This is a genomic window from Bacillus sp. PDNC022 (assembly GCF_016919285.1).
GTDB classification, from domain to species: Bacteria; Bacillota; Bacilli; order Bacillales; family Bacillaceae; genus Bacillus; species Bacillus safensis.
The window spans coordinates 375,879-389,464 of sequence record NZ_CP070345.1 but is presented as its reverse complement, the minus strand read 5'-3'; the positions used below and the strand labels follow the sequence as shown (position 1 = coordinate 389,464).

Here is a 13,586-nt window from a genome sequence, read left to right as displayed (position 1 = left end):
ATCAGCTTATCTATATATCCCCTTTTTCACACATAAAAAAGCATCCTAAACGGATGCTTCAATCAAATGATATTTTTTCAAAATACGATAGGTAATTTCTTTTGCTTCTAGTCCGGTGCCTTCGATATTTGTGGCGAAGATGTAGGTTTTGTTTTCATGTTTGATGAAGCCTGCGTACCAGCCGATGCCTGAGCCGGAGCCTGTTTTTCCGTATAGGATGGCATGTTTCTCTTCTTCTTGGATCATCATTCGTTTGACCTTTCTCATGACAGACAGGTCAAATGGGAGACTTTCTTCATATAGCTGTTTAAGAAAATGGACTTGTTCTACTGGAGAAATTTGTAACGTACTGCTTAACCAAAATTGATCGATTCCGCCAGATATGTCTTCATTTCCATAATGAATGGCTTTCACCCAATGGCTCATGCGTTCTTCTCCGATGTCACGCGCCATGGCTTGATAGTACCAGACGACTGAATCTCTCATGCCAGAACCCAGTGTATGATCCTTATTCCAGTTATCAATCTCTCTTTTTACTCCGTCCCAATATTTGATGTCATATTCATCTCTCACTGCGCCTGTTTGGAGCCCGATGAGGGCATTTGCCACTTTAAATGTTGATTGTGGGGCAAAGCGCTCGTTCGCTCTTTTTTTGTTATATACCCATGGCGATTTTTCTTTTACTTCTTGGATGACAAATGTGCCTTCCCTGTCTTTCATGAATTCATCTACTGACCACGCTGGTGATGTTCCCTCACTTGATGAAGGAAGGCCGATACAAAGTGCCATCAGCATGAAGCCTGAAAACAGCCATTTCATATGCTTTTTCTTCAAAAAAATCGCTCCTTTTCCTATGATTTCTATTGATTGTAGCATGCCTGAGCGATGAGACATAAGGGACGCTTGTCCTCTTTTCTGCCAAATAAAAAAAGCCGGTTTCATCCGGCTTTCTGATCAGATTAGCTTTCTTTTTTCTCTTCTATGGCCTGCTTCGCGATTTTTGAAATCGTCATATCATCCATTGGCGGGTTATGGAGCCCGGCACGAATATCTCGATAGTAACGCTGCAGCGGACAGCCAAGGCTTAAGCTTTTTGCACCGACTAAACGCATGGCTTTATCAACCACTTGCAGACTATGATTGACGACTGTATGCTTCACAGCTCCGAATTCATTGAGTAACAGCTCTCTTTTTTCTGGCTGTTCATACAATGTTGTCGTTGAATAGATGACGTGGCGTGCTTGCTTTAGTAGTAAATCAATTTCGCCAATCAGTGTTTGGACATTCGGCAGGTCACTTATCGTTCCGCTGATACTGTTCGGTGAATGGGTGATGGCATACTGAACAGCATAGTCTCTTGCCGCTTGTGCAATTCCTAAATAGCAGGAAGGAATATGTGCGATCCAAGGGTTTAACGTACCGCCCCGAGGTCCTTTTTGCACTTCAACAAGCATATCATCTGAGACCACAACCTGATCTAAGATTAAATCATGGCTTTCTGTTCCTCTCATGCCGACAACATCCCATGTTTCTTCTATAGAAACACCTTTTGTATCACGGTGAATTAAGAAGAATCCCATCGCTTCTTTTTCTTCGATCCATACGCCGACTAAAAAGTATGTGAGAGCTGGTGACATCGTTGTGAAAATTTTACGTCCATTGATCACCCAGCGATCACCTGATTTAATCGCTGTTGTCCCAGGCTTACCGCCTCTTGTTGGGCTGCCGGTCTGCGCCTCACTCACAGCGCGGTTGACAAGGGCGCCCTTCTTCACTTCTTCCGCAAAGAATTGCAGCTGTTTCTCATTCCATAGTTTCTTTTCATAAATTTCACCAACAACCCCTTGGTGCCAGCCGATCGATAAGGCAGTCGCTCCGTCCATGCTGCCAAGCGTTTCTTGAAATAGAACCATATCCGTTACAGATTGACCCCCGCCTCCATATTCAGCGGGAAGAGACAGGGCTGTATATCCCATGTTTACTAATGATTCGATATTCTGTTTAGGAAAATAAGCCCCTTCATCATGTTTTTTTGCGTTTTGTTCGATCGTTTCGCGAAGAGATTCCAGCTGATTGAGCCATGTTTTTTGAAAATCGGTATCGACAAATAATGCTTTAGACAAAACGTATCCAACTCCTCTGTTTCTCACAATCTATGATATCTCATTTTTCCAATCGGAATAAATAAAACATACTTTACTTATAGGATTTAATGTGTTAAATTTTATCAATATTAAGTACATCTGTCAAAGGAACGTGATGCTTTTATGATCTCAGCTACTAATCTACATAAATCTTATGGGCAGACCCATGTGTTAAAAGGCATTGATTTCACTGTACAAGAAGGTGAAGTGGTCGCAATTATTGGACCGAGCGGATCAGGAAAAACAACACTTCTCCGCAGTTTAAACAGCCTCGACATTCCAGACAAAGGAGAGCTGACTGTTGGAGAAGCCACGATTCAATTTGAACGATATCATAAAAAAGATCTATTAAAACTAAGACAGCAATCTTCCATGGTATTTCAGCATTATCACTTGTTTCAAAATAAACGAGCACTTGAAAATATTACAGAGGGATTGATTGTGTCCCAAAACATGTCTAAAAAAGAAGCAGAAAAGGTTGGAGAGCAATTTTTAGCGCGGATTGGACTGCTTCATAAAAAGGATGCATTTCCAAGTGAATTATCCGGCGGCCAACAGCAGCGGATTGGAATTGCCCGTGCTCTTGCGATGAATCCTGCGGTGCTTTTGTTTGATGAACCAACGTCCGCACTGGACCCCGAGATGGTCGGAGAAATCCTTGAAATGATCAAAGATATTGCGAGCCAAGGGATGACGATGGTCATTGTGACGCATGAAATTTCGTTTGCAAAGGATGTAGCGGATACGGTGATCTTTATGGCAGATGGAGAAATCGTTGAAAAAGGCTCACCAGAAGACGTCCTCATGAAGCCTCAGCATGAACGAACAAAACAATTTTTATCCAGGATTCATCGCGGAATGTGGCAAGGATCGGAGGAAGACATATGAAGAAAAAGACAGCATTCATGACGGCTGGTGTCCTTCTGTTTCTCCTCTCTCTGATTGGCTGCAGCAGTGTGAAAACAACAACAGATGATGGAAAACAAATTGTGAAAGTCGCTCTGAGTGCAGAGGTCAATCCACCCTTTTTAGCCACAAATGACCGAAACGAACCGATTGGCTATAACATTGATTATTTAAATGAAGTGGAAAAAAGACTTCCGCACATACATTTTGATTACATATTTGGCGAGGAAGAATCCAATTTAATTGGTGTTGGCGCGGGGAAGTTTGAAATGGCAGCTAATTGGTTTTTCAGTAACCCTGAACGCGAAAAACGGTTTCTTTACCCTAAAGTTCCGTACGGCTATTCGATGACAGGTTTAATTGTGAATGAATCAAACCGGGATATTCAATCGCTTGACGATATGACATCAAAAAAGCTCGCTCCTGTCAGTCCCAGCGGCGGATTGCGTTCCATATTAAATCAATATAATGAAGAACATGATCCAGATATTCCGCTGACAACCATTGAAAGCCCTTCAAATGAACTCAACTTAAAGCGTGTTGAAAGCGGACGATCCGATGCGGCTTTTATGAATATATCGACCTTCGATACCATTCAAAAGCATCTGAACCTAAAGGTCAAAGTGGGCGGCATTGTGTCAAAGGAGCCGATCTATCTTGTCTTACAGCCAAGTGAGAAGCAGCTTGCAGCAGATTTGGACCGAGTCACACAAGAGATGATCGATGATGGAACACTGCCTAAGCTTGCGAAAAAGTGGTTTGGGGTTGATTTCTTTCAAGATATTGACTACATCTCAGAGCAAGGCTATCAATATGAAGAAAGGAAGGAAGCATCATGACGTTTACAGCTGGAGATTGGCTGCGAATCTTTTTACAGGTGCTTGAACGCCTGCCACTCACTTTTCTCATTATTGCAGTGTCTTTGTTTTTCGCCATCATAATAGGGCTCTTATTTGCATGCATTCGTATAAAACAAATCCCAGTGCTGAAGCAATTGGCTGTTATCTATTTATCTTTTACACGAAGTACGCCATTAATTGTTCAGTTGTTCTTGATTTATTTTGGACTGCCCCAGCTTTTACTTGTGGCAGGGATTCAAATCAATCATTGGGATCGTGTGCTATTTGTGATGATGACATTCTCTTTACATACTGGCGCTTATTTATCTGAAGTCTTTCGCAGTGCGTATTCATCAGTTGGGAAAGATCAGCTGGAAGCCGCCTACATTGTTGGGATGACAGATACGCAGGCTTTGATCAGGATCATTATCCCGCAGGCCTTTCTCATTGCCCTGCCAAACCTCGGAAATTACACCATTGATCTCGTGAAAGACACGGCGATTGCCTTTACGATCGGGCTCATCGATATTATGGGACAGGTGAAGATTATCTTAGGGAACAACTACGGAATCGGCATGTTTGAAGTGTATGTAATCATTGCGATTGTGTACTGGCTCATTTGTATGAGCATTGAATTAGTCACCATGCTGCTTGAAAAGAAATTTGTAAAAGGCCGCACCAGTCTGTCACGTTAAGGAGGCGATTAGATGCAAACCATTGATATTCCATTTGCGATTGACCAAGTACCACATATTCTAAAAGGTGTTCCTTTCACCTTATTAATTGCACTTGTTTCCATGGCTGTGAGTCTTGTGATTGGATCTGTTTTTGCTTTCATTCGTCTCTTTCGCATCCCTGTACTCAGACAGCTCGTTACGCTCTACGTCTCCTTTTTTAGAGGAACGCCGCTTATTGTTCAACTGTTCGCTTTTTTTTATGGGCTTCCTTTTGTTCTAACTAGTATAAGCGGCACATTCGGGCTGACCCTTCACCCGGATATGGTCTCCCCATTAGCTGTGGCCCTTATTACCTTCAGTCTGCATTCAGCCGCTCATTTAACAGAGGTGGTCCGGAGTGCACTTCTCGCAGTAGACAAAGGGCAGCTTGAAGCGGCAAAAATTGTAGGTATGACAACTAGGCAAGCGATGCTGCGTATTATTTTGCCGCAGGCATTTGTTGTGGCCTTACCGAACCTAGGCAATCAGCTCGTTCAGTTATTAAAAGCGACATCTCTTTCGTTTACAATTGGGGTACTCGAAATCATGGGTATTTCCCGGATCATTGCAAATGACGGCTATCAGTTTTTAGAAACTTATCTCGTCTCTGCTTTGATCTATTGGATGCTGAGCATTTTCTTTGAATTAGCTTTTGCATTATTAGAGAAACGTGTCAGCGTATACGGAAGAACTCTCGGACGTTAAAAAGTCGATCAGGCACAAAAACCTGATCGACTTTTTTATTCACCCTTTTTTGGTGTGTTAAACAGTTCTTTTGGTGCGGGTTTGAGCTTTGGTGCTGAGCCAAATACGACAGGTGCAGAAATATATCTGAACTCTCCTTTTCCATCCATGCTGCGGCCATGTGCCCATCTGCCTTCCTTGCTTTCTTCCCCTCTTGAGAAGTTAAACAGGTCATAGGATACTTGCTGTTTTTCTAATGAACGAGGGAAGGTGGTTGGTACGACGATATCCCCTTCTCGCTCTTCTAATTCCTTAATTGCGGCAAGCCACATATTTTGATGATAAGTATCACGAGCTATAAGGAAAGAGAGCATATCTTTCACACCTCGATCATCGGTCATTTCGTAGAGCCTTGTGACCTGAAGTCTCCCTTGTGATTCTGCATTTAAATTGGCTCTAAAATCAGCCATTAAATTTCCGCTTGCAATGATATACTTAGCATTCCACGGATACCCTTGACTATCCGCTGCCATTGCCCCTAAACCGGCAACAATTGCATGCTGCGGGTTCATTCCGCCCATAACAGCCGCAAGTGCTGGATCGCTTTGATACGCCTGTTCCTGTTCTTTTACCGGTGCTTTATCAAGCAGACGTGCGATCATCGTCGCCAGCATTTCGACATGGCCAATTTCCTCTGTACCAATATCAAATAATAAATCCCTATATTTTTGGTCTGCCCGGCAATTAAAGCCTTGAAATAAATATTGCATCATCACACTGATTTCTCCATACTGTCCGCCTAATACTTCTTGCAGCTTTTTCGCGTAAAGCGGATCAGGCTTTGAGGGCTTTGCTTCATATTGCAATTCTTTGATGTGATAAAACATGATGTCATCTCCCTTATCATGAAACATCTTTTCAATTATCACTATTCAACCGCAGCTCTCATTATGAAAATACCTGATCACATAAAAAAAGAGAATGGCTTATGCCATTCCCTTTGTCATCTTACTTATTCAGCACTGACTAAAATTTTCACTTGATCTTTTTCATTGATTAAAGCATGGAAGCCATCCTCGATCACATCGTCCAGCTTGATTTTTTTCGTGACGAGTGTGTCTGCAGAGAAATAGCCTTTTCTCATTAAGTTTAATACAGATGGGAATACGTCTCTGTAGCCGATAATTCCTTTTACTGTACGTTCTTTGATGACGATATCATTCGGCATAATTTCTGCGCCTTTTTCCCAAATACTCACAATGACTGTTTCACCTGAAATTCTAGTTGATTGGATTGCTTGCTTCAATACAACAGGTACACCTGTCACTTCAAAAGATACATCGACGCCACCGTTTGTACGGCTAGCAATTTCTTGAACAACATCTTCATATTGAGAAGGATCAACAATGATCGCTCCAAGCTCTTTTGCTTTCTCTTGGCGTTCTTTTGATAATTCAACTGCATAAATATCAGTAGCACCAGCTGCTTTTAATGCTTCGATGACAAGTAAACCGATTGGTCCGCAGCCAAACACAGCCGCTGTATCCCCAGCTTGTACTTTACTAGAACGAACCGCATATAAAGCAACTGCAGAAGGCTCGACAAGCGCGCCTTGCTCATATGAGATTTCGTCTGGTAATAAATGAAGTAATTCTTCATCCACTGATACATATTCAGAGAATCCACCGCCGCCTCCGGCAAGTCCTAAAAAGCCCATGTTTTCATCTAAATTATAAGCACCTTGATGCCCGTGAGTTGCAAAAATAGGTTCAACAACCACTCGATCGCCTACTTTATAATTGCTCACGCCTTCTCCTACTTCAACAACTTCGCCAGAGAACTCGTGTCCGAGCGTAATGGGTGCTTTTTCTTTTGTAAGTGGATGAGGTTCATTCACAGGAATGAAGATCGGTCCGCCCAAATATTCATGTAAATCACTACCACAAATGCCGCACCATTTTACTTTAAGTTTCACTTTTCCTGGAGCAACTGTTGGTTCATCAATTTCCTCTAGTCGAATGTCTTTTTGATCGTGCCAGCGTAGTGCTTTCATTTGTAAGACTCCTTTTCTCATCAATTTAATTAACTTACTTAAATAATGATAACATAATTTTTTTAATTTTCTAAGTAGGATGCACTATTTTTTTGACAGTCAATGGACGAAAGATGACAAAACATAGCAATAGACAGATCAGAAGCATACATATACACCCAATAATGACGGAAATTCTGATCGATAAAATATGAGCGAGTCCACCGAATATTCCTGTCATGATCATCGTCAGAATGGCTTCAACCAACGCATAAAAGCTGGCTACCCTCCCCATCACCTCTACCGGAATATTCGTTTGATAGAACGTCATAAAGCCTGTGTTCGCAAATGCTAAAAAGAAGGCTAATATAAAAAATCCACCGGCGGCTGCAACTAGACTGCTGGAAAATGCATAAATAAGATAGCCAAACGCCACAAACAAACTGCCGGTTCCAAGCATCAGCGAAACTGACAGCCTTTCGACAATGACCGAATTAAGACTTGCCCCTGCGATGATACCCGCTCCAGCTATACTGACAAGAAGGCCGTATTCTGTATCAGTCAGCAATAATACTTCTTTTGCAAAGGCTGTTTCAAGTGAGTCAATGGCCGTAGGAAGGACCGATATCGCCGCACTAAATAATAAATATACCGCCATGATCTGGCGTGACGTCAGACTAAATTGCAGAACAAGCTTTGCATCCTCTTTTAACATTGAAAGGGAAAACCCCTTTTGTCCAGAATCTGTTTTGAGCAAATTCGGTAAACACATCGTTAACAAAGCAGATATCAACAGGCAGATGGCATTTACATAAATTGAAAGAACAGGAGTCCCGATTAGAAAGAGCAGACCAGCGGCGGCGGGCCCAAGTAAAAATCCACCGGATTGTAATAAAGAGCGAATGGCATTAAACCGTTTTCGGTTATCGGCTGGGATTAGTCCTGTCATATACACCATCGACGCTGGATGAAACATCGCTTGTGCCATCTGTATGAAAAACACCATGACATACAGAATGAGCAGATGTCCTGAGAATAAGGCAAAAGGGATGCATGCAATGAGCAGAGCGCGGGTAATATCTAAACTGATCATCACATTCCGCTGATTCAGCCTGTCAATCAAACTGCCAGACCAGCTATTGGTCAAAAGAGCAGCCGCAGGTCTTAGCAAATAAACTGCTGTTACAGCAAGTACAGAGCCCGTTTCTTGAAAAATAAGCAGATGGAGGGCAATCATATAAATCCATTCTCCTATGTTTGCGATCCCGATGGCTCCAAGCAAAATACTCATATCCCGCCAATGTTTTTTCATCATGGTCCCCCCTATTTGTCATAAAAAAAATCCCGCCCCCAAGACATTTCTGTCTTGAGGACGGGATTTACTCCGCGTTGCCACCTCAGTTCATTCATCTGTTGCCAGATGAACCTTAGCGGGTGATCATTCACCCTTCTCTGTAACGGGAGAAGTTCGCTGCACCACCATCTGAGGGAATCCGGTGCAGAGCTAAGAGGCTTGGTTCCATCATGCTTCCCAGCTCCTTCTCAGCTTCACGGAGTTCTCTGTGTGGGGCAGCTATGATGTACTCTTCTCTATTTGCGCTGTGTCTTTTTTTCATCACGATCTTCAGCTGAATTGTTACATATTGTACTGCGCCTCGATCAAAGCGTCAATGTTTTTCATGTTAATCCGCATAAATCATTTTTCTAGTCATGCCTCCATCAACGACCAAATCTGTGCCGGTCACAAATTGATTGTCTTCATCAGTTAAATAAAAACAGGCTTTCACAATATCCTTTGGCGTACCGACTCGATTGGAAAGATGCTGCTGATGGTCAATTTCTCGAAGACTTTTCTCATCCTTCGTTTCAATCCATCCAGGGGAAATGCTATTCACCGTAATGTGATCCTGACTAAAAGAAACTGCCAACGCATGAGTAAGCGCTGAAATGCCGCCTTTTGAGGCAGCGTATGCTTCTGTATGAGGCTCTGACATGGTAGCGCGGGTAGATGAAATGTTCACAATAGACCCGCCTTTTGGATTTTCTTTTATATAACGTGCTGCTTCTCTTGCACATAAAAAAGTCCCTCTTAGGTTCGTTTGTAACACACGATCCCACTCATCGACCGTTACTTCATAAGGCGATACAGTACACATGACACCAGCATTATTAATGAGAATATCAATCGTTTTAAAGCGCTCTGCCGCAAACGACATTAAGCGCTGAATATCCTTCTCCTGTTTCACATCCGTTTTGATGAAATAAACTTCATAGGACTCTTTTCTCAGCTGCTCCTCCAAACGCTTTCCCTTTTCTTCATCTATATCAGCAAGCACCACTCGCGCTCCTTCTTTTGCATAGCCCCAAGCGATCATTTCACCAATTCCATTGGCTGCACCTGTGATGACGACCGTTTTATTGCGAAAGTTCATCGTTTATCCAATCCTTTCTCCATCAGATGTTGTCATCATACCATTCTTATATAGACGATACATAGTCACATGAAACATAAAAGAACACCCTCCAAGTGATCGTGTCATAGGAGGATGTTTCTTTGGAATTCATTGATCAAAAGCAGCTTTTAAAATGTCTAAGTAGTCGGCTTTCGTAACGGTACGAACATTGCTTGATGTAGAGCCGTTTTGTTCTGCTAATTCAGCCATTTTTTCAAAATCTTCTTCTTTTACATAAGATAAATCTTTTAGTGCTGGAATACCTAAATTTTTTGTAAAAGTATACATGCCATCAATTAATTTTTGAATCGCCACATCATCTGAATCCGTTTTATCTGCAAAGCTCATTATTTTGGCAAGCTCTGCGTGTAACACCTTGTTTTCAGCTGCATTGAATTGCATGACATAAGGCAAAAATACCGCGTTTGCGATACCATGAGGTGTATCATAAAGACTGCCAAGAGCTTCTGCTAAGCAATGAACGGCCGCGACATCAGCTGAACCGAAGCATAAGCCGGCTAGTAAACTACCTTCTTGCATTTTGTATCTTGCTTCTAGATCAGAGCCATCTTCATATGCTGCTGGTAAGTATTTTACAATGGTCTCCATTGCACTTGCACCCATTGCTTTTGAAATAGGATTTGTTACTTTACAAGAATAGCCTTCAATAGCATGTACCAATGCATCAACGCCTGTTGCGGCTGTTATGCTTTTTGGCACCGTTAATGTAAGAGCTGGGTCTAAAATCGAAATGGTTGGCCGAAGCAAGGCATGTTTTAATGTGATTTTTTTATGTGAAGCAGCTAACGTGATGACAGATGAACGTGTTACCTCAGAGCCAGTACCAGCCGTTGTTGGAATACAAATTAGTGGAGATAGATTAGCATATGCCTTCTTCCCTGATATATAATCTTCAGGAATGCCGCCATTTGGCCCTAATAAAGCAATTGCTTTCGCCGTATCCATTGGACTTCCGCCACCAATCGCAATAACCGCTGATGCTTGTTCTTTTCTAAAGAGCTCTGCACCAGCTAGACATTCATTATCTCTAGGGTTTGGAGATACTTGATCAAATACAAATACAGAATAACCTGCTTCCTGCAAATACGCTTCAATAGGCTGAATGAGCCCTGCGTTTCTCACACCAGAATCTGTCACAATCATCACTTTGGCACCTGGCAATAAAAGATCCTCCACTATAGATCCAATTTCTTTTGACTGATCAGTCCCCATCATTATGTTTGTTTGGCAATGATATTCAAAATTCCTCATGATTTTTCTACTCCTTCATTTAAGTTTGTTGAGTGAGCCGTTTGTTTTTCTGCTCCCCACCACTCTATTTCTTTTAAACCTGGTATGCTAGATGCATAAAAGACTGGATTTTTGCCTAACAGCCTTTGTTGAATATAATCATCTAAAGCGGCAAAAGCATATTTTCCTAGGATAGCAATTGCAATCAAATTGACGATTGCCATAATGGCCATCGACAAGTCGGCCAACGTCCAAACGATTTGTAAGTTGGCCACAGCTCCAAACATGATCATCAATAATACCATGATTCGATACGTCAATAACGCTGTTACACTATTATGGATAAAGCCGATATTGGCTTCACCATAATAGTAGCCTCCTACAATAGAACTAAAAGCAAAAGTAAATATAGCAAATGCTAAGAAAATACTAGCCCAAGATCCAAAATGCTGTGCCATTGCGGCTTGTGTAATTTCGATACCAGATAATTCACCTGCTGTTTCTACTGTCGATAGCATAATAATAAAGGCTGTACAGCTACAAACCACTAATGTGTCAAAAAATACACCTAACAATTGAACAAATCCTTGTTTTACTGGATGCGTAACATTGGCGGCAGCAGCAGCGTTTGGTGCACTACCCATTCCTGCTTCATTTGAAAAGAGCCCCCGTTTTACACCGTTCATTATCGCAGCACCAATGCCGCCTCCAACGATTTGTTCTAATCCAAATGCACTTTTCATAATACTTGCTAATGCTGCGGGTACAGCACCGATATTAGTGACAATCACATAAAGTGCTAAAATGATATAAAATGCCGACATAATTGGCACAATGATTTGTGTAAAATTAGCGATTCGCTTCACACCACCAAAAATAATGCAAGCTGTAAAAATTGTGACAAATAGCCCCATGGCAATCGGGCTGATCCCAAATGAATACTGAAAGGCATTTGTAATTGTATTCGTTTGTACAGCGTTAAAAATTAAGCCGAAACTAAGAATAACAGAAAAGGCAAAAATCCTACTTGGCCATTTCAATCCGAATTGCTTTTGAATATAGTAACCAGGGCCTCCTTTAAATCCGTCATTTGTTCTCACCTTATAAATTTGTGCCAGTGTACTTTCGACAAATGCAGAGGCTCCTCCTAAAACGGCTGCAAACCACATCCAGAAAATAGCTCCAGGACCACCAACAGTGATAGCAATCGCAACGCCTGCCATATTTCCAGTACCAATTCTTGTAGCAGCTCCAATAAAAAAAGCTTGCATAGATGAAATTTCATGACTTCCCTTTTTGGCTTTGGGTGCTTTTTCAAAAATAGAACGGAAAATCTCTTTTAGTAAGACAATTTGCATAAATTTCATTCTCACTGTAAAGTAGATTCCTATGCCTATTAACATGAATACTAAAATATATGTCCATAAAAAATCATTCACTGAATTAACAATCACTTCAAACAAAGCCATCTCCCCTTTGTAAATCTGAATATTTGAAATAACAAAAGATTGCAAGCGCTTACTTTTATGATAGTGAAAATGTTATGATCTATCTATAGAAGTTTTCTGATTGTATCAATCGGCTCATCCGATTTAGGGAGGTTTGAAGTTGGAAATCAAACAACTGATGATGTTCCAAACAGCATCAAAAATATTAAACTTTACAAAAACTGCACAAATGCTTGGTTATGCTCAATCTAGCATCACAGCAAATATTGTGGCATTGGAAGAAGAGCTAGGAACGCCTCTATTTGAAAGGCTTGGAAAAAGGGTGATCTTAACAGAAGCTGGCAGACAATTTCAACATTATACAGATGAAATTTTAGGCTTAACAGGGGAAGCATTAGAGGCTGTTGGTGGGATGAATGAGCCAAGCGGCATTTTGAGAATATGTGCATCTGAAACACAATGTACCTACCGGCTTCCTCATATTTTAACGGACTTTCAAACCAAGTATCCAAAAGTGGAACTGATCTTCCGCCCAGGAATAGCGGAAAAGGATGTCTTAACTCTATTACTTGAAGGACAAATTGATGTCGCCTTATTATCCATGAATCCTGTAGTATCCTCACATTTACTTGTAAAAGAATTAAAAGATGAACCGATGGCCATTGTATGCTGTCCAACAAATCCTTTGAGCAAAAAACAAAAAGTATATCCCATTGATTTAAACGAGCAACGATTGTTGTTAACTGAAGAATGTGATTATCGCTACGCCTTCGAACACTCATTAACACAGGCAGATGCAAAACCAAGAAGTAAACTAGAATTGGCAGATGTAGAAGCCATAAAAAAATGTGTAATGGCAGGCTTAGGAATCGCTGTACTTCCTGAAATTTCTGTAAAAAAAGAAATAACAGAAGGCAATATCATCAAAATCAACTGGATGGAACCCTGTTTCTCAACGAAGATTCAACTATTTTGGCATAAAAACAAATGGATGTCCCCTGCTTTAAAGGCATTTGTGGATTTAACAGAGGATTATATCCTTTTAAACGGGTAATATGAGCATTTTTCTATTCCTTTCATTGCCGCGCCTCCAGAAAATACTGAAGAGTTATT

13 protein-coding genes are annotated in these 13,586 nt (G+C 41.3%); 5 read left to right on the top strand and 8 right to left on the bottom strand.

The window, feature by feature from the left end; translation table 11 throughout:
• Window positions 1–45 precede the first annotated feature (45 nt).
• Both blaBPU and JVX94_RS02035 read right to left on the bottom strand, forming a co-directional pair.
• Entirely contained in the window at window positions 46–834 is a 789-nt protein-coding gene (gene blaBPU / locus JVX94_RS02040; protein WP_275891459.1) for a BPU family class D beta-lactamase, read from the bottom strand.
• Window positions 835–959: 125 nt separating this feature from the next.
• Window positions 960–2,123 carry an acyl-CoA dehydrogenase family protein gene (locus JVX94_RS02035; RefSeq protein ID WP_205184420.1) on the bottom strand — a complete coding sequence of 388 codons (1,164 nt, stop codon included), beginning with the start codon at window positions 2,121–2,123 and terminating at the stop codon, window positions 960–962.
• A 144-nt stretch (window positions 2,124–2,267) separates the two neighbouring features.
• On the opposite strand from JVX94_RS02035, the gene JVX94_RS02030 reads away from it, so the two are divergent.
• Genes JVX94_RS02030 through JVX94_RS02015 form a run of 4 tightly spaced genes read left to right on the top strand, consistent with a single transcriptional unit; the run spans window position 2,268 to window position 5,310 of the window.
• Window positions 2,268–3,032, top strand: coding sequence for an amino acid ABC transporter ATP-binding protein (locus JVX94_RS02030; RefSeq protein WP_024427908.1), 765 nt, complete (start codon window positions 2,268–2,270; stop codon window positions 3,030–3,032).
• On the top strand, window positions 3,029–3,889 hold the full coding sequence (locus tag JVX94_RS02025; protein ID WP_095409093.1) for an amino acid ABC transporter substrate-binding protein: 861 nt from the start codon (window positions 3,029–3,031) through the stop codon (window positions 3,887–3,889). The genes JVX94_RS02030 and JVX94_RS02025 overlap by 4 nt, the downstream gene beginning before the upstream one ends.
• The gene (locus JVX94_RS02020) at window positions 3,886–4,584 is read left to right on the top strand and encodes an amino acid ABC transporter permease (protein ID WP_025092844.1); all 699 of its coding nucleotides are present in this window, start codon (window positions 3,886–3,888) and stop codon (window positions 4,582–4,584) included. Before JVX94_RS02025 ends, JVX94_RS02020 begins: the two co-directional genes overlap by 4 nt.
• Window positions 4,585–4,596: 12 nt before the next feature.
• The gene (locus tag JVX94_RS02015; protein ID WP_144471173.1) at window positions 4,597–5,310 is read left to right on the top strand and encodes an amino acid ABC transporter permease; all 714 of its coding nucleotides are present in this window, start codon (window positions 4,597–4,599) and stop codon (window positions 5,308–5,310) included.
• 35 nt (window positions 5,311–5,345) lie between these two features.
• On the opposite strand, the gene JVX94_RS02010 is transcribed toward JVX94_RS02015, so the two are convergent.
• The 6 genes from JVX94_RS02010 to JVX94_RS01985 all read right to left on the bottom strand — a co-directional run bounded on the left by JVX94_RS02010 (window position 5,346) and on the right by JVX94_RS01985 (window position 12,494).
• Window positions 5,346–6,176, bottom strand: coding sequence for a manganese catalase (locus tag JVX94_RS02010; RefSeq protein WP_205184417.1), 831 nt, complete (start codon window positions 6,174–6,176; stop codon window positions 5,346–5,348).
• A 125-nt stretch (window positions 6,177–6,301) separates the two neighbouring features.
• Entirely contained in the window at window positions 6,302–7,342 is a 1,041-nt protein-coding gene (locus JVX94_RS02005) for a 2,3-butanediol dehydrogenase (protein WP_025092841.1), read from the bottom strand.
• A gap of 70 nt (window positions 7,343–7,412) precedes the next feature.
• On the bottom strand, window positions 7,413–8,633 hold the full coding sequence (locus tag JVX94_RS02000; protein WP_205184414.1) for an MFS transporter: 1,221 nt from the start codon (window positions 8,631–8,633) through the stop codon (window positions 7,413–7,415).
• Window positions 8,634–9,003: 370 nt separating this feature from the next.
• Entirely contained in the window at window positions 9,004–9,753 is a 750-nt protein-coding gene (locus JVX94_RS01995; RefSeq protein ID WP_205184411.1) for a glucose 1-dehydrogenase, read from the bottom strand.
• 129 nt (window positions 9,754–9,882) lie between these two features.
• The gene (locus JVX94_RS01990; protein WP_205184408.1) at window positions 9,883–11,046 is read right to left on the bottom strand and encodes an iron-containing alcohol dehydrogenase; all 1,164 of its coding nucleotides are present in this window, start codon (window positions 11,044–11,046) and stop codon (window positions 9,883–9,885) included.
• The gene (locus JVX94_RS01985; protein WP_205184405.1) at window positions 11,043–12,494 is read right to left on the bottom strand and encodes an alanine/glycine:cation symporter family protein; all 1,452 of its coding nucleotides are present in this window, start codon (window positions 12,492–12,494) and stop codon (window positions 11,043–11,045) included. Before JVX94_RS01985 ends, JVX94_RS01990 begins: the two co-directional genes overlap by 4 nt.
• A gap of 139 nt (window positions 12,495–12,633) precedes the next feature.
• Between JVX94_RS01985 and JVX94_RS01980 the strand changes: the two genes are divergently transcribed.
• Entirely contained in the window at window positions 12,634–13,527 is an 894-nt protein-coding gene (locus JVX94_RS01980) for a LysR family transcriptional regulator (RefSeq protein ID WP_205184403.1), read from the top strand.
• Window positions 13,528–13,586 lie beyond the last annotated feature (59 nt).